This is a genomic window from Methylobacterium sp. UNC378MF, assembly GCF_900103195.1.
In the GTDB taxonomy this organism is placed as follows: Bacteria; Pseudomonadota; Alphaproteobacteria; order Rhizobiales; family Beijerinckiaceae; genus Methylobacterium.
Window position 1 is genome coordinate 1 of the sequence record NZ_FMWU01000043.1, and the last position, 21,005, is coordinate 21,005.

The following is a 21,005-nucleotide window of genomic DNA, read 5'->3' on the forward strand; positions in this document are numbered from 1 at the left end:
TCGAAGGCGTAGCCGGCGTTGATACCGAAATAGGCGCCGGTCCAGGTGAAGACCGGGACGGGGGTGAAGACCGGCGGGGGGGCGGCGCGGCGCGGAAGGTCGGCGGCCGAAGCGGCGCCGGTCAGGGCGGTGAAGGCGGCCAGGGAGGCCAGGAGCTTGGTCATGTCGGTTCCCCGAAGGTGTGATCTGGCAGTATGGCTACCGATCGCCGAGCAAAATGGCTGTAGTTTTATGGACACACCGCCCGTCGAAGGCCGGCGATGCCATAGTAAACCATTTCTCAAGACGCGCTGAAATTTGGAAATACATCGCGTTCTACGGAACAGGGCGCGACAACAGCGCGGCGGCGTTTTGGTTGCATCGGGCCGTACGGTCGGCGCTCGCCTGTGGCGGTCAGGCCACAGGCGGACTGTGCCAGGCCGCGCAAGCACCTTGCACCGGGCCGTGACATCGCCGCAGGCCTTCGCGGCGATACTGCGCTGCCCCCAGACCGGATTTCGGTACGCTGGACGCGATGAGGCGGCCGATCGGCGGCATGTCCCGGGCCCGGCCTGAAGTTATGAATCCCGTTACCGCCGGGACAATAGATGGGACTGACAGTCGTCGTCTTGACCGACCCGTCGACGGGAACCCGGGCGCCATGCATGTGAGAGTTCGCCTCGACGGCGCGAACCCGCGCCGCTGGCACATCAGTTTGTTGAACCGGCTCTCCAGCATGCCCGGCATCGAGGCCGTGAGTGTCGAGGTCGCATCCGGCCCGGAGGATTGGCCGGTTCAGGCCGACCTGCTGTTCCGGTTGGAAGCCCTGATCTTCCGGCTGGCGCCGAACGGGTCACTGCCGGTGCCGCAGACGGACTTGGCGGCCTGGACCCATTCCGCGGCCCCGGACCTCGTGCTCGATCTGTGCGGCGACGCGACCGCCCCCGACCCGGTCTGGCGTGTGGCCTATGATGGCGGCCTCGGCGAGACCGGGCTGCTCGCGAGCCTGCTCGCCGGCCGCGTGCCGCGCCTCGACCTGCTCGAAGGGGACGCCGTAATCGCTTCGGGCCGCCTCGGGGCGGATTACCGTGGCTCCATAGCGCTGTCGTTCGAGGATGCGCTGGCGCGCACGATCACGATCGTTCTTGCCGCGCTGCGGGACCGGTTGGCCGGCCGCGCCCGGGCTGCGGTGCCGCCCGCACGGGCCACACTGCCCGCGCCTTCGGCGCGGATCCTGGCCTCGCGACCGGCGCGGCTCGTCGCCCGGAGCCTCGTCGGCCGCCTGTACCGGCTGTGCTATCACGCGCCGCACTGGCGCACCGGATGGCGGTTCCTCCGCGGACCCGACCTCATCGACCTGGGCCGCCATCCCGAGGGGGGCTGGCAGGTCCTGCCCGATGATGGACGGCGCTTCTATGCGGACCCGTTCCCCCTCGCCGTCGCCGGGACGACCCATGTCTTCGTGGAGGAATTTCCGCACGCGACCGGCAAGGCGATCATCTCGGCCGTCCGCCTCGGACCGGACGGGCCCGAGGGGCCGCCCGTCCCGGTGCTGGAGGAGCCGTACCATCTCTCCTACCCGTTCGTGTTCGCGCAGGCGGGCGCCATCTGGATGGTGCCGGAGAGTTCCGCGGCCGGCACGGTCGACCTCTACCGGGCGACACGCTACCCCGGGGGCTGGGTGAAGGAGGCGACGCTTCTCTCCGGCGTGGTGGCCAGCGACGCGACCCTCGTCGAGCAGGACGGGCGCTGGTGGATGTTTGCCACCGTGCGCGATGCGCCCCCCGGCGCCCCGCCGGGATCGGGCTGCCACCACGACGCGCTGCATCTCTGGTCGGCCCCCGATTTCCGGGGGCCGTACACGCCGCATCCGGCCAATCCCGTCCTGGTCGACCCATCCTTCGCGCGACCCGCAGGCCGGATCGTCGCGCGCGACGGGGCCCTGATTCGGCCGGTCCAGGATTGCGCCCACGGTTACGGCCGCGCCCTGTCGTTGGCGCGGATCGACCGGCTCGACCTGGACGGGTTCGCCCAGACCGTTCTCAGCCGGATCGAACCCGGCCCGGCGTGGCCCGGCAGCGCACTCCACACGCTGAACGCGGGCGGCGGGATCGAGTGCATCGACGGTTCCGGCCGGGCCTCGCGTCTCAAGGCGCGGTTCGCCGCCTGAAAGCGGCCTTTGCCGCAGGGCAAACCCGACGGTCCGGAACCCGCCGGCGCGGTGCGTGTTCGCTCACGCATCCGGAGATTCGTCGCCCCCCATGATCATGATCCTCATCTGCTTTCTCGCGCCATGGCTGGCCATGTTCCTGCGCGGAAAGGTGTTTCAGGGCATCCTCTGCATCATCCTCCACCTGACGATCATCGGGTGGATCCCGGCGACGATCTGGGCCCTGCTTGTCACCCGGAAGGAGGCGGCCTGACGGAGATTGCCGGGTCGGTCGCGCCGCGACCGCGAGTGAGGATCGAACCCGGAGGTCCGATCCGCCCGGTGCGACCGGCCGACTTCCGGCTTGCCCCAGACGGACATGAGGGGCGCGTTGCGCCTTGCAGGACCGGTCGCGCGCCGCCGTGCGAGGCCGGAGCCCGGAACAGAAAAACGGCGGGACCGGAACCCCGCCGTCAACTCGCTCTCTCGATGCGGCAGCCTCTCGAGCCGCCGCCAAGCTTCTTGCCTCAGAAGCCCATCAGCACGCCGGCCGAACCCGTCACCGTCATCGCGAGGCCGCCCAGGAAGGCGCCGATCATCGCGTAGGAGAAGCCCTTCAGGACCATGTCGTGCACTCCTTTGACTTGGCGGTGGGCCTCCAGCGAGGCCCGGCAAGACCATCTGCAATGACGATGCCGGATTGGCCGGACGCGTGCAGTGCGAAGAGTCACGTTGCGCCGCGGAACTGTTCGGAGGTGGTTCAGCGATGCTCAGGCGCGAGGCAGAAGCCGTCTCGGCCGCCACCGTGCGGCTGGGCGGCGGCCTTCCCGCCGGTCGGGCTTACGCGAAATGCGCCGGCAGGCTGAGGGCCTGCGCGTAGGTCGCCAGCGCGATGGCGGCAGCGATCAGGGTCGCGGCAAGGGTGATGCGGTTCATCCAGGTCATCGTCGTCTCCATCAGGTTCGCGATTGCATTCGCGGTGTGGTCCCGATGTATGCTCTAGCTTTCAGGCACGGCGTGTCCTGAAGCACCTGCGGGAGACAGGCCCGTTCGGGCCTGTCAGCCCTGCAATTGCCTGCACGGCCTGGGCTGCGGCTGAACACGGGCCGAGCGCCGGCCTGTTGAGGCTGCCTCCGATCGCGCTTCCGCCGAACCGGCCTCCCCGTGGGGTGCGCCCTAGGCGGTCTGCGCTCCGGACGCGCCGTCCCTTGCCGCCCCGCGAATGGCGGCCGGGCGTGTCCGGCAGCGTTCCAGATAGGCGTCGAAGGCCTCGCTTGGCGGGAAGGCCGCACGGCCGAAGCCCAGCGCGCTGCTGATCAGGATGTCGGCGCCCGAGAACCGCTCGCCCATGACGTAGGGGCCTCGCACCAGGGCGGTATTCAGGCGGCGCACCACCGCCTCGTGGTTGCGGCGCTTCTGCGGCGATCCTGCGAGTTCACCCGTCATGCCGGCAAACAGGGCCGGCTCGAACTCGGCAACGGACCACGACAGCCAAGTGAGGTACGCGCCGCGATCGGGGGCACCGATCGCCGGCGCCAGCCCTGCCTCCGGGAATGCCTCCGCCAGGTAGAGCACGATGGCCTGGGATTCCGCGACCAGCACGCCGTCATGCAGGATGGCCGGGACGCGCTTGTCGGGATGCGGGTTGGCGGCATCCGGCACACCCTCGCCCGTCATCGGCCGGAAGATCGAGACCGGCACGATGACGTAGGGAGCGCCCAGCTCTTCCAGCAGCCAGATCATGCGCGAGGAGCGCGATTGCGGGGCGTGATACAGGGTGATCATGCTCGGTTCCTTCGTCACGGCACGCGGGATGGCCGTGACGGGGTGACTTGTAGGGCCACCCTGCTGACAGCATCCTGTCAGCAGGAGTCGAACCATGCGTCGCGCGGACAGACTGTTTCAGATCATCCAGATCCTGCGGCGCTCGCCGCGGCCGGTGACGGCCGCCGAGATCGCCCGTGAGCTGGAGGTGTCGGTCCGCACGGTCTATCGCGACGTGGCCGATCTCGTCGGCCAGCGCGTGCCCATCCTGGGCGAGGCCGGGCTCGGCTACGTGCTCGGCGGGACCTTCGACATGCCGCCGCTGATGCTCACGCCCGACGAGATCGAGGCGGCCGTCCTCGGCGCGCAATGGGTCGCGGGCCGGGGCGAGCCGGTCCTCGCCAAGGCCGCGCGCGACCTCATCGCCAAGATCACCGCGGTCGTCCCCGAGCGCCTGCGTCCGCTCATCGCCGATCCGTCGATCGGCACGCCGCCGGCCTTGGCGCAGGCCGTGGACGGGATCGACGTTGCGCGGGCCAGGGCCTGGATCCGCGAGGGCCGCAAGATCCGCATCCACTACCGCGATGCGCGCGGGGATCCGAGCCAGCGCGTGATCTGGCCGGTGATCGTCGGGTTCTTCGATCAGGCCCGGATGGTGGCCGGCTGGTGCGAGCTGCGCGGGGCGTTCCGGCACTTCCGCACGGACCGGATCACGGGCGCTGACTTCCTGGAGGAGCGGCATGGCCTCCGGCCCGCCGTCCTGCGCGCGCGCTGGAAGCGGGGCCTGTCGGACCGAGAGGAGGCGACTCGTACTCCGCCGCAGGTCGCACCCGTGTAGGGGCGGCAATAAAAACCCCTCCCCTCATCGAGGCGGTGGGGAACAATCCGGAGACCCCGGTAGGGCTCGAGCCTCCGACCTGCCGCTTGGATGGCAACGGAGTGCTGAGGCAGAGCGGCCTGCATTCCGACAGGTTCGCGGTTCGCCCCACACAGAAAGGATGGACAAATTTCGTCTCGTCGGAACGGCAAAGGGCCATCGGCCGAGCCTGTTGAGAAGTGGCTGCCGGACTCTCTGTGGGGTTTTGCCGCATCAGCCACGGGCTTGAGCCGCCGCCCTCTGTGCCGCGCACCGTTCCTCTGCCTTCGGTTCCCGGCACCGACACATCCTGGCGGGCGCCTGCCGCCCCCTTGCCTGAGAAGCCGTCACGTCAAACGTCATCACCTTCCCTGATCCGGCCCTGAAATCGGTCCCGCTGGCCCACGACGAGGAGATCGCCGTCTACGGCTCGGTGGGCCAGTCACGGTCAGCTTCACACGCTGTACCGATGAGGTGGCCGGGCTGATCCACGTCGTCATGCTCGGCTCCGCCATCGGCCTTGGGGTGGTCGCGACCCTGCCCGATGACGTGAAAGGCCACGCCGTCGCCCCCTTCGCCGGACCCGCCATGCTGCGCGCCGCGGAACGGGCCGCGACCGAATTCGCCGCCCGCCGGAGGTGTGCTGATGTCCTCAGACTGCATACCCCATCTCGGCCGCACGTCGGACAAGCGCCGCGTCCCTGAACAGCTCAGTTGCGGTGAGCACCGCACGGCTCGCCGGCCTCCTACCTCCGAAGGGAGTAGGCGTCGGTACAGGTGAGGCCCGGTGGGCGCACTACATTGGGGTGATCTGCATCGGTGGAGCTGCCTGTGTCCTCCTCACTCGAAAACCTACTGCTGCAAGAACTTCGCGACCTGACGGTCAGAACCGAGGTTCTGCAGGTGACACTGGGAACCGTGATTTCTCTGATGGACGCGACGCAGCGGGATACCGTCATCAGGATGCTGGCCGACAACCTGAAGATGGTCGGCAGCGAGGACCCCAGTGGCGTCGCAGGAGCGACCGCCAAGGAATTGATCGACTACGCCTTGCTGCCTGCGAGCGTGATGCCGGGGCGCCCGGAGGAGGTCTAAGCCTCTACAATGCACCTGCACGGGCGGCCCGATGAAGCACGGGAACCGCTAGGGAATGCGGCTGCCGGCGCATGTCGGCGACCGGCTCCGTCACGCTCACATCCTTCAGTGCCGACGTATTCGCCTCGTCGCGGTGCGGTCAGCATCTACACGTTGCCCCTCTACACCATGCCTCACGCATGCGCGCCCGCGACGGGAAAGCTTGGCATTCTTCGGCTTCGCAGACCCTCACACAAGGTGCGGCCGCAGGATGATGAACTGCGCGTGCACGATCAGGCTGAACGCCAAGGCGGCCGTCAGGACGGCGTCGACGGCGCGGCTCGTCAGGGTGATGGGCTGGGTCATCGCGGGCCTCCTCGTCATCTCGGCTGTTCTGAGGCGGCCTTATGGTCGAGCTGATTACCGCGAAGAGTGCCTCGATTGTTGCGCTGGAGGTTAGGGCCGGAAGGGCTGCACAGGATGCTCTTCCGGCCGGTCTTGCTCAGGCGAAATGCGCCGGCAGGCTCAGAGCCTGTGCGTAGGTCACCAGCGCGATGGCGCCGCCGATCAGAGTCGCGGCTACGGTGATGCGGTTCGTCCAGGTCATCGTCGTCTCCATCAGGTTCGCGACTGTCGTCGCGGTGTGGTCCCGATGTATGCCCAAGCTTCCAGGCTCGACGTGTCCTGGAACACCCGGAGTATGGATGATCCCTCAAGAGGTCCGATCTTCGTTGCACAGGGGAGCGTGCGCTTGTGAGGTCCTGGCCTGATCGGCTCAATATCTGGCCAGCTGGGGTCGCAGGCCACGCTTCCTGACGGTCCTGGCCCGTAGCCGAGATCAATAGCCGCCGTAGAACCGCCGCGGGCCGTCGTAACCGCCATAGCCGCGATCGTAGCCCCGGCCATACCCGTACCTGGGCCGGTCGCCGTCGTAGCCGCGTGGACCGCCATAGCCCCAGCCACGATCATTGGGACGGCAGCGCCCCCACGGGTTCGGGTGAAAGCCTGGGCCGCAGCCACCCGCAACGCGCTCGATCAGCACTCCACTGTCGGGTGGGCCATACCCAAAGGGTGTCGCGTTCGCTGCTGTAGCGGTGGCAAGCCCTGCCGCGGTGATCGCGGCCATTCCAAGCATCTTGGTGCGCACCATACTCAAACCTCTAGATCCGTCGGACCGAGCTTGCCGGACCGGATGAAGGGAGCGTGTGCCAGGTGCGCTGAACGGGTTCTGGTCTGTTCGTTCAGCAACCTGACTGGCTTGGCCGTTCGCTGCATCCTGGCCGAACATGCGAGAACGCCGGGGCTCGCATCGCACCGCCCATACGGTGATGATGACCGTCAATGCGGATCAATCATCATCATCGTCGTCCTCGCGACGGAGGCGTTCCTCACGGCGGAGCGGGTCGCGCCGCCCATCGCGGAACTCCTCACGACGCTCCTCCCTGCGGATTTCGTCACGATCCCGCTCCCTCGGTGATCGCGGATCGACCCTCACACCACCCGGTCCAACATCGATGCTCTGCGCAGAGGTCGGCAGGCTTGGTATGGTAAGCAGCCCCGCCGAGATCAGCGCGCTGATGAACAGGTGCTTCATGGTGCGTTCCTTCCGCAGGTAGCTCTCGAGCGTGGCTCATGGAGGGCAACCGCTGCTCCTCCAAACCGCAACCTATGGTTTGCCCTCAAATGTCGGTCTCGCGCTTGACGACCGCGTCCTCACCTGTCCCCTTCTGCGCCAAGCCGACATCTGGGCCCTCTGCCGGGTCCGATGGTGCTTTGGGGCTGACCGGAGGCGTGGATCGTTGCTCGGCACCCACGCGGGCCCAGCGCTCCGCGTCGTACTCGGTGTCGGCGAAATCCTGCGTGTTCGCGGTCTGTGGCTTGTCGGACATCGGACGCTCTCCGTGTCTGGGAGCAACGCTGCATGTGGCGGCGCAGGTCCCACCGGCGAAGCAGAACGTCCTCGCCATCAAGGCGGGCGCCGCGACCCACGGCGCTCTTGAGCCGACTGCGGCCTTCTTCGCCGAGATCGGCTCACCGGCACTATCGAGCTCCGCCACGAGGTGCTGACAAGGCTTCGCAGCGCATCGATGATGAGCGCGGCACTTGGATCACTGAGGAACTGCCGCAGCCGCCCTGCAGGGCAACGTCATGGCTGGGGAGCTTCCGGCAGCGGGTCGCCGAGCTTCAATGGCTCGTGAAAGCTGTGAGCCAAGACGTCGCTTACGCCACTCATGCGCGCCACGGCCGCTATGATCGCGAGCGCTGCGCCGGTGACGAATAGCACGGTGAGCGCGTCGCTCAGCGGCTCGGCATACCGCTCCGCCTTGTGGATCGTGATGCACCCGATGGTGAACATCGCGGCCAGCAGCACCGGGACGGTTTCTGACGGCATCGGCGGCTCCGCGTACTCTGGTATACCAGGTTCGGAGGCGCTGTTTTAACGAGAAACCAGCCGACGGCCAGACCCGCATCAATCACCGCTCGGTGTGCCGACCCGCGCAGTTCGTAGTGGTGTGAGCGCTGTAGGCGCCTATTGCCAAGGGCCCTACTGCAGCGGCGTCGTCATTTCCGCGGCGCCGTTCGCCTCAAACCGCACCAGCCGCGGTCCTGGCGTATCGGTATCGCTTTCCAGCCGGTCCAGGCGGGCGTTGATGGCCTCGATCCACTCGGCATTCGTGCACGTGCTCAGAAGTGGCTTGAGAATCTCCGCGAGATCGTGGGCGAGCGCGTCACGGCTGAGGCTGTTCAGCACGCCGCCACCCTCCTCGAAGGCAAGGGCCACAGCTTCGCCCATAGCGAGCCCCTGATGCCCCTCGACCGAATCCGTTGTGTCGCGACCTTCGTGGGATTGCATCGTCAGCATCAGCTCACTTTGGGCTTGGCATTCTGTCGATCGCCCCATGAACCGCCCTGGTGCCTAAACCGTTGCAGGACAAAATCCGTCCAGCAGCAGGAGGCATCCGTGGCCGAAGCAAAGCAAATGGTCGACGCGCTGGTCCGCGATCGGCAGGGGGGCACGATCGCCGCCACAGCTGCTCTGGGTGGCATCGCCTTGATCGTCGGACTCGCTCTCAAGGCGCTTCCTGGGCGGGCGCCTGTGCCAGACGGGCCCTCCCCCTTTCAGGAGGCGAAGCCGTCCGCTGCACCGCCCAGCCCCTTCGATCATTCGGAGGTCAGCGAAGACGACGCCCGCGTCATGTTACGGGCCATGGTCGCCGCCACGATGGCAGATGGGCTGATGGATGCTGGAGAGCGGGAGCGTCTCCACAATGCCATTGCGGCTGCCCAAATCGGCGCCGCTGGTCGTGCATGGCTGGACAAGGAGCTGGCTGAGCCGGCCGATATCGATGACCTCGCCTCCGGGGTGCGCACTCCGGAGCAGGCGGCCCGGATTTACGCCGCCGCTCGTCTCGCGATTGAGCCGGACACTCTACAAGAGCGGCAGTTCCTCAAGATGCTGGCTGAGGCGCTGGACGTACCCGCCGAAGCCGTCGCTCGGTTCGACCAAGAACTATCTGGCTGACGGCGATCACGCTGCTTATCTCCAGGATCAGCTTATCGGACGCGTCGTCGCCGAGCCGTGGTCCATGCTGAGGGCCTCAACCCGCGGCCGATGCATCCGGCATTCCCCTTTCGAGGGGGCTTACTTCGTGATCCGGACCGAGACCGGATCGCTGCCTGGGAAGCTCTCCTCCAGCGCCTCGTCGAGCCGCTCGTTCATCCGGCCCGGATGGTTCTCGGAAAGGTGACGATCGGGCGTGGCAACGATGGATCCTGCAGAAACAACTGCCAGACGTCGTCGCTCCGCAGCCGTTCGGAAGGCCTCGTAGACAAGCAGGCCAAAGCCGGCTGCGATCAGCAGAGCCGGCACGGGATTAGCCCGCACATCGGCAGCAAGGCGCTCGACGGTCTCGCTTGCAGCCTGTCCTGATCGTTTCAGCTCGACGAAATCGCGTGGGATCCCTGGCTGGTTGAAGCGAGCCTGCAGATCGGCCAGCGTCCGGTCCAGCCGCCCGCGGCTCGCCTCGACGTCCCGCTCCAGCTTGTCCGGCGAGTCACTCATGTGTCCATCCGATCCGTGAGAACCTGCACGTCTTCTTTGACCTGCCGCCCCGTACGGGTCGGCTCCAGTGTGGATATCGACGTCTTGCTGCGTCCGAACATCCCAAGACCGACCGCAAGCAAGAGAAAGACGCCGCCCACGATCAGCGCTGCCAACGCGTCCGATTGCACGAGGACAGCGATGCCTTTCACAAGGGCGAGGAGCAGCGTGAAAAGGCCCGTGATGGCGAATACGGCCGCCACCAGCAACAGGCTGAGGCCGAGGCTGAGCCGGTGAACGCCCTGCGCCATCTCGGTGCGGAACAGGGCGATCTCGCCGCCTACGAGATCCCGCAGCTCGCGGACCGCATCACCCACGAGGGTCGGGATGCTGCGCAGTCTTGGCTCGGCCATTTCGCTCTCCTAGAGGTCCTGTGTCGGGAGGACATCGACCGGAACGACCGCATGCGAGCGTGGGATTGGCCGAACCTTCTGGGAATTCAGAGCGCGGAACAGCGCGAAGCCAGCCAGGACGGCCGCCGCAGTTGCTAAGGCGGGACGACGGCGAATGGCTGCATGTACTTCGTCGTACATCTCGCTGAAGGATCGGCGCGAGATGCTCTCGGCCAACTCGTCGACGCCGAGCGCGGCCTGATCGAAGAATTCCTTTAGCTGCGGCAGCCCGTCGAAGTTGGAGCCGGTATCGCGAAGGGCGTCGCCGACATCCGATACCAATCGTGCCGCATCGGCCTTACGGTTCTCGACGTAGCCCTGTGTCTGATCGCGCAGCGTGTCGGCAAAGCTCTGGGCTGTGTGAAATTCTTGGTCGGCAGCGCTCGAACGCTGATCCTGAGCACCGTTTTGCATCAAGCTGCTCCTGTAAGGCGCTCGGGATCAGGAAAACCGCAGGCCTTCAATACCGTTCCACTGCGCTGTCGAGATGGCAGGATCTATCATTGAGACGAAAGAGGCTGGATCCGCGTTGTAGGCGCGGCAGCTTAGCCAGATCTAGTACTGAGGAGGACGTCCATGGACGAGGATCGGATCACCGGCGCCGCGAAGGAACTCGGTGGCAAGGTCAAGGGGGCGGCCGGCGAACTAATCGGGGACAGGCAGACGCAAGCCGAAGGAAAGACCACGGAGCTGAAAGGCTCGGTGCAGAACCTGTACGGGCAGGCCAAGGACACGCTCAGCGATGCCGCTGACCAAGCGCGGGAGTTCGCCGGCGACGCGTTCGACCGTGCCCGCGAGCGCTACCCGGATGCACAACGCTTGTACCGGCAGGGTAGCGAGGCACTTCGACCGCACGCGCAGGAGTCGCCGCTGGGTCTTGCCATCCTGGCCGGCGCGATCGGCTATCTGCTCGCCCTGGCCATCCACGGTCGCCGGTAACGATCCGTCGTCAGAATACGCCGGAGCCGGGCGAGCCGTGGTGATATGGCCGCCCGGCTGATTTCTAAAGCTTGCGTAGACCGTCGGCGCGAACGTTCTAGGACGTCGACCACTCGCGCATCACCTCATCCGCCGGGCGGTCGAGATGAACCTTGCCGCCCTCGATGGCTCGCACGAAATCGACGGGGATGAAATGGTGCAGGCCGCCCGCCGCGGCGTCCTTCTTCGTCAATTTGATCTCGCCTTTGTCGATGTGATCAACGGTCCCGACGTGTTTCCCGTCCGAGCCAACCACGTCGGCATGCTCTTGGATCTGCGCGATATCGACCATCGGTTTCTCTCCCTGTTGAGCAGCCGTAACCGACGTCCAGACGGCGATGTTCCGGTCCAGTTGTTCTGCCCGGACGGAGAGAGACGATGACCCAGGTCATGGACCGGCATTGGCCCAGCCATAGCTCTTCTGCACGGCTCAAGAGATCCCGCGCGCCGTAACAATGCGCGTACGTCCGCCCAGCACGCCGCGTTAAGGAGGCGGCACGGACCGCCCTCGATCCGGCAGACTGCATCCTCGCCGTGCTCGACCGCATGGACGGCGATACGGGGACCGTGAGGACAACGGCGATGCAGAGCCGTCGCTGGCGGCTCCTGAGAGGCAGGGATTGCGGGTTGCTCGGATGCCCGGAACAAGATCAGGACCGCGAGGCCGAGGCGCCCGAGATCGTGTTGACGAAGGCGGTGGTTGAACCGGGGGCCGAGTGCCTGCTGCGGACATCCTGCCGTGGCGTGGCGGCGGGAGCGTCATCGCGGGAGCCGGCGTCTCGCCGCTTAACCTCGTAGGACGCGAGAGGTGATCGGGTTTGTGACTCGACCATCGTGCAGATCAGGGCAGGCCTATGCGTGTGCAACGGCGTGCCATTCCGATCCGAAACGCGCGCGCGCGCGAGTGCGCCCATGGAACCGTCGAGCGGGCGCTTTCTGCCGCGCCGCTATCCAGGCAGCGAGCCCGAACACGGCTGCGCTGGCACCCAAGGGAGCCGCCGCCAATGCCAGCATCGGATGATGCGACCACAGAAACGCGGTGGTTGCAGGACCGATGATCAGTGCTGGGAGAATTAATCCGAGCATGTCTTCACTCTGAATGACGATCACGTTCAGGGCCCAACTGCCGAACCCGCGGTTTGTTGCGGCCAAGATCATCTCAAAAGCCGGAACTGACCGTTTGGACAGCGCGATGGCGCCCGCGATCACTTCGCCCCTGCAGGACCCGAATTGGACGGCTGAGGCCGCGGCCGACCCACGGCAGCCCCAGGGATCTCAACGACCCGCAGACCGCAGCCGTCCTGCAAAGCAACCGTTCGAGCCTATCGGTCTGCAAAATCTACCTTAAGTAGTAATAGTTGAGGCCGATGAAATCGGAAATAGGCACAATTCAGGGAGCGGACGGGCAGTAAATCTGAATTCATTATGGATCGGTTTTGGTTGATGGGCCGTTTCGCCCGTTCGTGTGGATGGCGCTCGTTGTGCCTCGGCGGCGCCATGCCGCATCGCAATCGGAGGCTCAGCCGGATGCCAGACATCAGCGGAGACGCTGTGCCTTCGACGATCGGTTGCTCCTCAGAGGTGAGGCTCAACATGTGGGCAACCTCATCACCAGCCTGGGTGGCCAAGCGCAGTCTGGACGTCAGCGTGGCGCTCACCGCGCTGTTCCTGCTTCTGCCGCTGTTCCTGCTCATCGCCCTCATGATCTGGGCGACAGACCGCAAGACGCCGGTCTTCCGCCACATGCGTATCGGTCGTGACGGGCGGCGCTTCGGCTGCCTGAAGTTCCGGTCCATGGTTCCGGACGGCGATGCGGTGCTGGCAGCGCACTTGGCCGCTGATCCGCAGGCCCGTGCCGAATGGGCGGCCACCCACAAGCTCAGCGACGATCCGCGCATCACGCGGATCGGCCACGTCCTGCGCAAGACCTCCCTCGACGAGCTGCCGCAGCTCTGGAACGTGCTGCGCGGGGAGATGAGCCTCGTCGGGCCGCGGCCGATCGTAACCGCCGAGGTCGCTCGCTACGGTCACGCGTTCGCCACCTGCTTCTCCGTCCCGCCAGGCGTCACCGGCTTGTGGCAGGTCTCGGGCCGCTCCGACACGACCTATGCCGAGCGCGTGGCGCTGGATCTCGACTACGCCACCCGCTGGAGCCTGCGCCGGGATCTCACCATCATGTTGCGCACCATCCCAGCTGTTGTCGCCCAGCGCGGCAGCAAGTAGCGCCTCTCCAGGCGCCGGTTGGCACCAGATCGCCGGGCGATGGCAGACAGCCGGCCTTGGCCGAGGAAGGCAGGAAGCTCGGCCGATTCGGCCAGCGACGCTGGTCTATCTGACGATGCCGAACCCTATCGCGAGACGATAACTGGCTTCTTGCCGAGGGCTTTGGTGAACTCGCGCAGCGCGCGGTCGTCGCGGGTGCAAAGATCGCGGCTGAATGCCTGTTCGAGATCGGCAGCGTCACGGTCCGCGGTGCGGCGCGTCGGCGCGGCCCATGCAGGCGCCACTGGCGACGCCAACAGCCCTGCCATCACGATAAGGGCGTGGCGACGCCATGGACCCCGCACAGAATACCTCTCGATATCGGCTGAGCGGCTAAACGACGAACGATCCGTCAAGGCCACCTTACCGACGCGGTGCAACGTCCACCCAACCTACGCCTCACCGCATCTGCGCACCGGGTTTTCGGAGGCTGGCGCCGACGGCGCCCGCCTATCGGTACTCAGGTCAGCATGCGGGTGGCCTAGCCGACGCCCTTTCACGCTGACGGTGCGACGCGACTACACCTCGCTGAAGGCGATGCCCGGCGATGGAACGAGCGCCTGAGCCATGGTGTGGAAGCGCACGTGAGCGTAAGCTTAGCGTCACTTATGCACGTGGCCAAGCTTAACGGCAGTTGTGCGCTGCACCGCCGGCGCTTAAGTCGGCCATGCGGGATCACGATGGCGTCGTGGTTCTGCAGCCCTTCCCAAGGGCGTTTCCTCCCAAGACTTCGGGCCGCTCCAAGAGGGCGGCCTTTTTTCTGCCTGCGTCCTTGCTGTGGCAGCGCTTCCCCCTGCTGATATGCCTGAGGCGTTCGCGACACCATACGGCGCTGTTGCGGGCGGAGCTGCGATGACAGGCTGGTGCGGATCCGTTCTCCGCTCCTTGTCCGTGAAGCCTGTGTCAGGCGGTCGTGTGAGGATCGGCGTGACGGGGAACTGGACATCGCAGAGCGCCGGCCCATCGCCCTGGATCCTCTCCGAGCTCGACCGTGTTGTTCGGCTTTTCTCCAATCGCGGACGCTGGCGACCTGCTACACGAAGAACCTCGCGCCGACCGAACCCAACCCGTTCGTGGCTCCCGGATAGAAGCCGGGATCGGGCTTCCTCCAGAGTCAAGCGCAAGGGTTCGCTAACGCTACAGCACCACGATGGCGCGTATGTCGAAGCGTCCCCTCCGCACATTCAGGGCCCTGCTATGGATCGCGGCCCTGATGCTGTGCTGTTTCTCCGCGGCCATGCTGGTCGAGGCGAATAGACCGAAGATGGAGGGGGATCATCACCTCGTCGGGGATCCTGCCGTCACCGGTTCGGTCACGCGTATGCGCTGGTGCGGTGCCGCCCCTTGGTGCCGATAGAAAGTTGCTCGGCCCCTCTCTCGATAGTCCATCAGCATGCCCTTCATACAAGACCTGCTCGCCCGCTTCCGTCAGACGGTGACAGCCTATGCTGGCGACGATGCGCTGATGCAGGCCGGCGTCTCTGCGGCCGCCAACGTCATCGTAGCCGACGGCGAGGTCGCGGGCGATGAATTGGAGACAGCCGTCACCGGCGTCCTCGCCAGCCCGATCCTAGAGAAAGGCTACGACGTCCTGATGTTGGATGAGGCGCTACACGAGGCGATCGGTAGGGCTCGCACCCGGGCTGGACGTGCGGAGAACTTGCGACGGGTCGCGGCGATCGCTGGTCGGCCTGTGGAGCAACGCGAGGGGGTGTTTCGCGTGGCGGTCGACGTAGCAGATCACGACGGCATCGCCGCCATCGAGCGCGCGGCTCTGTCCGAGATCGCAGCCGCGCTTCTCGTCGACGTAGATGCACTTCTCAAAGCGGCGGCGCAGCCTATGCTGTCGCAGACGGTGGCGTAACAGCGTCATCGACGAGTTCGCCGATCAGGGTCCACAGGGCTTGATGCTCAGGGCCGCCGCGATCAGCGGCGAGAAAGGCCGCCAAGGCGATGTCGGTGACAGAACCACCGGAGGCCGCGTTGGCCTCGTGGCGGACGAAGCTGCGACCGTCGGATGGATCCCGCAGCAGAAGCCAGCGATCGCCGTTCGAACTGACATAGAGGTCGCGGCTCATCGGCTCGCGCGCCACGTCAGCGGCCAGGCTGGCCAAGATAGGCCGCGACACTGGTGGCGCGGGAGCCGACCATGCGCACGGCCTTGCGCAGACGCTCCTCTGTCACCCCGAAACGGAGCGCCCAATTCTCGCGAGCGGCGCGGTCGAAGACGTCGATGTGGGCCTTATCATGCAGTTCGGTCGGCATGGCTGGATCCAAAGGTATGCTGGCTGCGCCAGGAGTCTGGCTTCCAACCCGGTGGCGCCTCCCTGGTTGCGGCCATTTTCGTGCGCTTCACGATCTTGCCGTGTTCGGCGCGCCTCCTGGACGCAGTGGCGGTGGCGGACCGCTGACTTCACTCCGTCAGAGAGTGCACCGCATGTTGAACACCATCTTGGCGCTTCTCACCGTCCTCGCCGTTATGGCCGCGCACGCCCTCTACAGGCTCGTGCGGCTGCCTTTCCGGCTCTTGCGTGGCCTATTCCCGCACAGGGCAAAGCCTGCCCGGGTGACGGCTCACTAATCGGATCGGCGCCTCATGCGGCCGGGCCAAGTTGCGTAGCGGCCCACGCTGGTGAGATCGGACGCTCCCCCGCCCTGTGATCCGATCGGGGCGGGGCCGAGCGGCCTATCGACCGAGCGACGGTCCGCCCGATGCGCCTCCCGTCCCGGGCGGTCCGCTGGTGGGTGTGCCGCCGATGTTCACGCCCGGTGTCGTGCCGGGTATGGGCGAGTTGCCGGGGTTCGCCTCGTTGCCCCGTGTGATCGGGCTGGGTCCCAGATCCCGGGCGCCAACGGCCGCCGGCGGTGGCACGCCGGTGTTGCCTGCACCCCCGGTGATCACCTGAGCCTCGGCGGGGCCGGCCAGGACGATGCTCAAGGCACCGGCGAGGGCCATTGTGGTGCGGGGCATGTGATTGTCCGTCCTTCCGCTGCGGCACAGGAACGGTCGAGGTGTCGCAAAGTTCGGTCGCCGACTGCGCCTGAAGAAGGCGCCCGCCAAGCCAGGAACCAGCCCCGCGCCCGCGCCTTGCCGTCGTAAGACTATTGAGAGGGCAGCATGGGTCAGGACGTAGACGCAGCGCGCGAAGCCTTCGGGACGGTACCGGCTGCCCCGCAAAAGCGGGAGAACAAGAACCTCACGCCGGAAGCCGGTGGCAGCGGCCCACACTCACCGGGCAGCCCAGATCCTGATCCTGGCGACGGTCCCGAGAGCGGCGGCTACGACAACCGGCCGGATCTTCCCAGGCCCGACAACGCCAAGGGCGGTCACGGTGCCGGTTGACGCGCAACGATCCCCCAGGAGATGCCGCTCGTGGAGGCCAGCGACCTGAAGCGCCTGCCATCGCGGGTATTCACCTTCCGAGACGAGCAGCAGGTGATCGCCGAGGATGTGGAGACGGAGCTTGCCGCCCGGGCCCGCTAAGCTCCGGCGGCCGACCTCTGCCAAGCCCGTGACGATAAGACACGTGACGATGCCCATACCTACCGTGCCGAGCTGCACGCCGGATCGCGCGTGCTGGACAGAGGGTCGAGCACCGGCACCTGACGGCGCGGTGATCGTTCCGGCTGGCGTTGCGCAGGCCGCTCTGCAACTCGGGGGTTAGACCCGGATCTCCTCGACTTGGATGCCGCCAGCCCGCAGGTGGTCGGGGATGTCGCTGTGGTCGTAGTACCCTGCCTGATGCGCCATGGCATCGAGGGCAGCGATCGGGTCCGAAGCCGCGCCGGTCCAGAGGATGGCTCCCGTCACCTCGTGCCGGATCTGAAACACCTTCATCGCTGGCCTCCTTTGCTAACCGCTCGGATAAGCGCAGCGGGGCGCGGCGGTTCCTGCATCATAGCCTACCACCTTTGACGGCGCCCTCGGGCGAAATGCATTGGCCGCTCAAGGCTGAATCAGCGACATACGCACGCCTGCCGGCGCCTCATTTTGAGTCGCACCTTCCAAGCTTCGCCGGTAGGTAATTCGTATGTCTTTCAATCGCGTGGCAGTAAATTGCGACGTTTCGGAAATCTACCGGAACGTCCACTGAGAATAAATATCACGTTCTAAAATGGAACGGATGTTTGCTCAAGGGATTGGCTGAGTCCAAACGAATTTGGAGCCTGCCATGCGTATCCCTGTCGCTCTCGCTTTGCTCGGGGCCCTTTTCGGGTCGAGCGCCTATGCTCAGACCACGACGACGGGCTCACCGGCGTCCCCCGACGCCAAGACGAGTCAGCAATCTGGTGGCCAGGAGAGCGTCACGCGTCCGAATACCGACAAGGTCTCCCCGGACGGGGGCGCGGCCGGCGCTCTCAAAAACGTCAAGCTGGAGAAGGGTGCCAACAGCTTCACCGAGGGTGAGGTCCGCTCCCGCCTCGACAAGGCCGGCTTCAAGGACGTCAAGGACCTCAAGAAGGATGAAGAGGGCATCTGGCGCGGCACGGCGATGCGCGACGGGAAGTCAGTTGCAGTCGGCCTCGATTTCAAAGGCAACGTCGCGGCGCAGTGATCCTCTCACCCCCGCTCAAGGAGACACCCTATGGCTCAGCAAACCATTACTGCACTGTTCGATCGCTACGAGGATGCAAGCATTGCCGTCGGAAAACTCGAGGCCGGCGGCATTGCGCACGGCGACATCAGCATCGTCAGCAACAACGAGGGTGATCGGCATGCTGGTTTACTCGGGCGTGATGGCGCTCATGTGAGCGCCGACACGAAGGACAAGGCCAAGGACGGTACTGGCACGGGCGCTACGCTCGGCACCGTGGTAGGCGGCGCGGCCGGACTGCTGGCCGGTCTCGGCTTGATAGCGATCCCCGGAGTTGGCCCCGTCGTCGCCGCCGGCTGGCTCGTCGCTACCCTGACGGGAGCCGGCGTTGGCGCAGCCGCGGGTGGTCTGGCGGGTGGCCTCACCGGCGCAGGTGTCAGCGAGAAGGATGCGCATGCCTATGGCGAAGGCGTGCGCCGCGGCGGCACGCTGGTCACGGTGAGGGCTGACCAAGCACGTGGGCCGATGGTGATGGATATCTTGGAGCAGCACGGCTCGGTCGATCTGGACCAGAAGGCTGCCGCTTGGACCCAGGAAGGTTGGACCCCTGTGACAGCGTCTGATGCCGACAAAACGGCTCCGATGGGGACGGGCCTTCCCGGAGCGAACGACGTTCGGAGGGGGGTGCGGTCTTACCCGGGGACCGGTAGCGGGATCTGATCCGCGGTTCTTCAAATGCTCGCTCCGGAGGCCGGGGAGGTTGCCCCGGCCTTCGCCGTTCTCGAGATCCGCTCCGGCGTAAGCCCCCGAACGGGTCCCAAGTGCCTTCCTCCGGAACAGCGTGCGTGCCACCGCCGCCTCCGATGCTCCGGCCGATCGTGGATCGTGTGGCAGCGCCGGCAGAAAGCCGCGAGGTTGGCGTCCACGTTGTTCGCGGTGTCGTGATCCAGGTGGGCCGCAGCCGGAACGACCCGCGTTCGGCGTGCCTGCCCATGGGTGTCGGCCGCGGGTGAGGCCCGGATCCGCCTGACCCAGCCGCCGCGCCAGCGGCCTGCTGCGTCCCGTCAGCGGCCGTCGCCGAGGTGGTGGACCCATCTTGGACCCATCTGCCCATGCGGCCGTCCGCAGCCCGCGCAGCAGCCTTTCGCCACCACCCTGGGAGCTTCCGCTTCTGGGGTGTTTCTTTGTTCAAAGGAAGAATAGGGGAATCGTATTCATTTTACTTTCAGAAAACCCGCTCCGGTCCACTTATACAATTGGGCGCTGCGGCCCTGTCCGACTTTCAGTGTCGCGCCTTGGCAGCGCGTTACATAATGCGTGATCCAGCCATCAAGGTCAGGTAGGTCGAACTCCTGCCAGTGTGTCACGCGTCCCTGATCCACACCGATGAGCGTAATGACAGTGTCGGCGCGCTGCGAGAAAGCTCGTGCCAAGTACGTTTCGCCGCTTGGATAGAACGACGGCCTTAAAGGACAGAGCTGCAGGCCAAAACCCATCTGATCGCCCTGTTCAGCAAGGCTAGATCTCACTGATTTTTGAAACTCGGACACTGTCTGCCCAGCCCGAGGAGGCGCCTCTGGTTTGTCGGGGATTGCTTCAGCGCTCAGCGGCGAAATAGCCGCCAAAGTAAAATAGCCAACTGCCAGAGAGAGTGTGACCTTTTTCATCTCAATTCTATACGTGTTTACCCAGGCGGCGAAATAAATAATACGGCTTGATGACTGATTTTATATCGGTCTTGAATTATATCCATAGTCACCAGGAGGATCAGACGGTCGCCCAGAACAACGGCAGCGCGCCCGCCAGAAACAGGGCCGAGGAGAGGAGCACGGCAAGGCGCTCGCGATGGTACAGGACGAAGGCATGAGGACTGGCGAACATGGCAGAGCCGGATCGGAAGAGGGTTATCACCTTCGCCCGTGAACCTTGACGGATCGGGGGCGCTTCGCGCTGTCCACAACTGATGGCCGATCCCTGTCGCCCCCGAGCCACATCTCTTCGAATGGGCTCAGGCGCACCTCTGAAAATGGGGCCCTAAGCATACCAACCCTCTCGCGGCCCTCTTTGCCCCTAGACGGCCCGATCAAGCGGCGCAGTGACCGTACGGGTTGCTGCGCCGTTGTCGTTGCGGGCCGCCCGCAGAGTTGACGGCACTGTTTGCAAGCGGCCTCCATCTGACGACTGAGGGGTTCTTCGACTGGCTCGCAGCGACCTACAAGCCGCCGGAGACGTAGAGCAAGCTCAGCCGTAGCCAGCGCAGCGACCGCGATCTCGGGTTCTCGCTCGTCGCCGGCTACACCCCGCGGGATGGCAGACGGTCCGGATCACTGTCGCTGAAGAACATCACCACCGACGTGGTCGACCGCCTCTTCGACGAGCTCCTCATCGTTCACGAGCCGGTGGGGCCATCAAGCGCGGGCGGATCGGTGGTCTGCTCATCGTCGGCGCTCGGGGCACAAGGCCTCCGGGGTGCCTTGGCTCGCCCGGTCCGGCGACCTCACGTACGGGCGCCACGTTACCAGGGACATGATCCGGGCGCTGGGCTACGTGAAAAGGACGCAGCGCCAGATCATCGCCGGTACGCGCAAGTGGCGCGTCACTCGAACAAAGCGGGGCGATTTGTCGGAATGAGCCGCCGCCCGCTGGCCGGAATGCTGATCGGAAAACCGTGCCACATCATTGTGATTGCTGGCGACCCCGGTAGGGCTCGAACCTACGACCTGCCGCTTAGAAGGCGGCTGCTCTATCCAGCTGAGCTACGGAGTCGGGACCAGGCGGTTCCAGAAGCCACGGGCTCGTCCAAGGGTCAAGCGCACGGGGCGAAGAGTGTCGCGGCGTCACGGATCGAGCTGAGGATGTCCTGCGGCTATGTTCCGGCCGCACCTCGTGATCCGCCCGGCCGCGGGCCGGGGTT

At 65.9% G+C, this 21,005-nt stretch carries 26 protein-coding genes, 1 tRNA gene and 2 pseudogenes; 10 read left to right on the top strand and 19 right to left on the bottom strand.

Going from position 1 to position 21,005, the window contains the following annotated elements:
- Positions 1-640: 640 nt before the first annotated feature.
- Positions 641-2,149 (top strand): glucosamine inositolphosphorylceramide transferase family protein, encoded by a 1,509-nt coding sequence (locus BLT59_RS28300; protein WP_091788974.1) that lies wholly within the window; start codon positions 641-643, stop codon positions 2,147-2,149.
- A 91-nt stretch (positions 2,150-2,240) separates the two neighbouring features.
- On the top strand, positions 2,241-2,402 hold the full coding sequence (locus BLT59_RS28305; RefSeq protein ID WP_091788977.1) for a YqaE/Pmp3 family membrane protein: 162 nt from the start codon (positions 2,241-2,243) through the stop codon (positions 2,400-2,402).
- Positions 2,403-3,304: 902 nt separating this feature from the next.
- Here the strand turns inward: BLT59_RS28305 and BLT59_RS28310 are convergent.
- Positions 3,305-3,913 (bottom strand): glutathione S-transferase family protein, encoded by a 609-nt coding sequence (locus BLT59_RS28310; RefSeq protein ID WP_091788980.1) that lies wholly within the window; start codon positions 3,911-3,913, stop codon positions 3,305-3,307.
- A gap of 94 nt (positions 3,914-4,007) precedes the next feature.
- Between BLT59_RS28310 and BLT59_RS28315 the strand changes: the two genes are divergently transcribed.
- Positions 4,008-4,730, top strand: a complete 723-nt coding sequence (locus BLT59_RS28315) for a helix-turn-helix transcriptional regulator (protein ID WP_091788982.1) — start codon at positions 4,008-4,010, stop codon at positions 4,728-4,730.
- 441 nt (positions 4,731-5,171) lie between these two features.
- Here the strand turns inward: BLT59_RS28315 and BLT59_RS28320 are convergent, their stop codons facing one another.
- On the bottom strand, positions 5,172-5,411 hold the full coding sequence (locus BLT59_RS28320) for a hypothetical protein (protein WP_091788985.1): 240 nt from the start codon (positions 5,409-5,411) through the stop codon (positions 5,172-5,174).
- Between the two features lie 168 nt (positions 5,412-5,579).
- Here BLT59_RS28320 and BLT59_RS28325 point away from each other — a divergent pair, with 168 nt between their 5' ends.
- On the top strand, positions 5,580-5,843 hold the full coding sequence (locus BLT59_RS28325) for a hypothetical protein (protein ID WP_091788988.1): 264 nt from the start codon (positions 5,580-5,582) through the stop codon (positions 5,841-5,843).
- An 817-nt stretch (positions 5,844-6,660) separates the two neighbouring features.
- On the opposite strand, the gene BLT59_RS32025 is transcribed toward BLT59_RS28325, so the two are convergent.
- The 5 genes from BLT59_RS32025 to BLT59_RS28350 form a co-directional block, all read right to left on the bottom strand.
- Positions 6,661-6,972 (bottom strand): GCG_CRPN prefix-to-repeats domain-containing protein, encoded by a 312-nt coding sequence (locus BLT59_RS32025; RefSeq protein WP_091788991.1) that lies wholly within the window; start codon positions 6,970-6,972, stop codon positions 6,661-6,663.
- A gap of 198 nt (positions 6,973-7,170) precedes the next feature.
- A complete protein-coding gene (locus BLT59_RS30900) occupies positions 7,171-7,416 on the bottom strand; it encodes a hypothetical protein (RefSeq protein WP_139174136.1) in 246 nt (81 codons plus the stop codon).
- Between the two features lie 85 nt (positions 7,417-7,501).
- Positions 7,502-7,711, bottom strand: a complete 210-nt coding sequence (locus tag BLT59_RS28340; RefSeq protein WP_091788996.1) for a hypothetical protein — start codon at positions 7,709-7,711, stop codon at positions 7,502-7,504.
- A gap of 257 nt (positions 7,712-7,968) precedes the next feature.
- A complete protein-coding gene (locus tag BLT59_RS28345; protein WP_091788999.1) occupies positions 7,969-8,214 on the bottom strand; it encodes a hypothetical protein in 246 nt (81 codons plus the stop codon).
- A 153-nt stretch (positions 8,215-8,367) separates the two neighbouring features.
- Complete coding sequence (locus tag BLT59_RS28350) at positions 8,368-8,685, bottom strand: hypothetical protein (RefSeq protein WP_091789002.1); 318 nt, start codon at positions 8,683-8,685, stop codon at positions 8,368-8,370.
- 99 nt (positions 8,686-8,784) lie between these two features.
- On the opposite strand from BLT59_RS28350, the gene BLT59_RS28355 reads away from it, so the two are divergent.
- Positions 8,785-9,345 carry a tellurite resistance TerB family protein gene (locus BLT59_RS28355; RefSeq protein WP_091789005.1) on the top strand — a complete coding sequence of 187 codons (561 nt, stop codon included), beginning with the start codon at positions 8,785-8,787 and terminating at the stop codon, positions 9,343-9,345.
- 120 nt (positions 9,346-9,465) lie between these two features.
- Here BLT59_RS28355 and BLT59_RS32290 read toward each other — a convergent pair whose 3' ends face one another.
- From BLT59_RS32290 to BLT59_RS28370, 3 genes are read right to left on the bottom strand one after another with little or no spacing between them, the layout of a single operon-like run.
- Complete coding sequence (locus BLT59_RS32290) at positions 9,466-9,885, bottom strand: DUF3618 domain-containing protein (protein ID WP_091789066.1); 420 nt, start codon at positions 9,883-9,885, stop codon at positions 9,466-9,468.
- A complete protein-coding gene (locus BLT59_RS28365; RefSeq protein WP_091789008.1) occupies positions 9,882-10,277 on the bottom strand; it encodes a phage holin family protein in 396 nt (131 codons plus the stop codon). The genes BLT59_RS32290 and BLT59_RS28365 overlap by 4 nt, the downstream gene beginning before the upstream one ends.
- A 9-nt stretch (positions 10,278-10,286) precedes the next feature.
- Positions 10,287-10,730 carry a hypothetical protein gene (locus tag BLT59_RS28370; RefSeq protein WP_091789011.1) on the bottom strand — a complete coding sequence of 148 codons (444 nt, stop codon included), beginning with the start codon at positions 10,728-10,730 and terminating at the stop codon, positions 10,287-10,289.
- A gap of 162 nt (positions 10,731-10,892) precedes the next feature.
- Between BLT59_RS28370 and BLT59_RS28375 the strand changes: the two genes are divergently transcribed.
- On the top strand, positions 10,893-11,255 hold the full coding sequence (locus BLT59_RS28375) for a CsbD family protein (RefSeq protein WP_091789014.1): 363 nt from the start codon (positions 10,893-10,895) through the stop codon (positions 11,253-11,255).
- A 97-nt stretch (positions 11,256-11,352) separates the two neighbouring features.
- Here the strand turns inward: BLT59_RS28375 and BLT59_RS28380 are convergent, their stop codons facing one another.
- Both BLT59_RS28380 and BLT59_RS30905 read right to left on the bottom strand, forming a co-directional pair.
- Entirely contained in the window at positions 11,353-11,586 is a 234-nt protein-coding gene (locus BLT59_RS28380) for a DUF2171 domain-containing protein (protein WP_091789017.1), read from the bottom strand.
- Positions 11,587-12,146: 560 nt separating this feature from the next.
- Positions 12,147-12,503 carry a hypothetical protein gene (locus BLT59_RS30905; RefSeq protein WP_139174137.1) on the bottom strand — a complete coding sequence of 119 codons (357 nt, stop codon included), beginning with the start codon at positions 12,501-12,503 and terminating at the stop codon, positions 12,147-12,149.
- 408 nt (positions 12,504-12,911) lie between these two features.
- Between BLT59_RS30905 and BLT59_RS28390 the strand changes: the two are divergent.
- A pseudogene (locus BLT59_RS28390) lies at positions 12,912-13,517 on the top strand (sugar transferase); the annotation flags it as partial.
- Between the two features lie 1,432 nt (positions 13,518-14,949).
- Positions 14,950-15,420, top strand: coding sequence for a tellurite resistance TerB family protein (locus tag BLT59_RS28400; protein ID WP_091789029.1), 471 nt, complete (start codon positions 14,950-14,952; stop codon positions 15,418-15,420).
- Here BLT59_RS28400 and BLT59_RS28405 read toward each other — a convergent pair.
- From BLT59_RS28405 to BLT59_RS31575, 4 genes are all read right to left on the bottom strand, one after another.
- Positions 15,395-15,670 (bottom strand): hypothetical protein, encoded by a 276-nt coding sequence (locus BLT59_RS28405; protein WP_244514193.1) that lies wholly within the window; start codon positions 15,668-15,670, stop codon positions 15,395-15,397. The genes BLT59_RS28400 and BLT59_RS28405 overlap by 26 nt on opposite strands.
- Positions 15,651-15,821, bottom strand: coding sequence for a DUF3606 domain-containing protein (locus BLT59_RS28410; RefSeq protein WP_091789032.1), 171 nt, complete (start codon positions 15,819-15,821; stop codon positions 15,651-15,653). The genes BLT59_RS28405 and BLT59_RS28410 overlap by 20 nt, the downstream gene beginning before the upstream one ends.
- Positions 15,822-16,242: 421 nt before the next feature.
- Entirely contained in the window at positions 16,243-16,527 is a 285-nt protein-coding gene (locus BLT59_RS31570; RefSeq protein WP_091789035.1) for a hypothetical protein, read from the bottom strand.
- 690 nt (positions 16,528-17,217) lie between these two features.
- Complete coding sequence (locus BLT59_RS31575; protein ID WP_173009456.1) at positions 17,218-17,394, bottom strand: hypothetical protein; 177 nt, start codon at positions 17,392-17,394, stop codon at positions 17,218-17,220.
- 334 nt (positions 17,395-17,728) lie between these two features.
- On the opposite strand from BLT59_RS31575, the gene BLT59_RS28430 reads away from it, so the two are divergent.
- Positions 17,729-18,112, top strand: coding sequence for a hypothetical protein (locus BLT59_RS28430; protein WP_091789040.1), 384 nt, complete (start codon positions 17,729-17,731; stop codon positions 18,110-18,112).
- 30 nt (positions 18,113-18,142) lie between these two features.
- Positions 18,143-18,811, top strand: a complete 669-nt coding sequence (locus BLT59_RS28435) for a hypothetical protein (RefSeq protein WP_091789042.1) — start codon at positions 18,143-18,145, stop codon at positions 18,809-18,811.
- A gap of 96 nt (positions 18,812-18,907) precedes the next feature.
- Here the strand turns inward: BLT59_RS28435 and BLT59_RS32035 are convergent.
- The 3 genes and pseudogenes from BLT59_RS32035 to BLT59_RS28445 form a co-directional block, all read right to left on the bottom strand.
- Positions 18,908-19,239: pseudogene (locus tag BLT59_RS32035) on the bottom strand (hypothetical protein); the annotation flags it as partial.
- Between the two features lie 66 nt (positions 19,240-19,305).
- A complete protein-coding gene (locus BLT59_RS30920; protein ID WP_139174140.1) occupies positions 19,306-19,758 on the bottom strand; it encodes a hypothetical protein in 453 nt (150 codons plus the stop codon).
- Positions 19,759-20,780: 1,022 nt separating this feature from the next.
- Positions 20,781-20,857, bottom strand: a tRNA-Arg gene (locus BLT59_RS28445).
- Positions 20,858-21,005 lie beyond the last annotated feature (148 nt).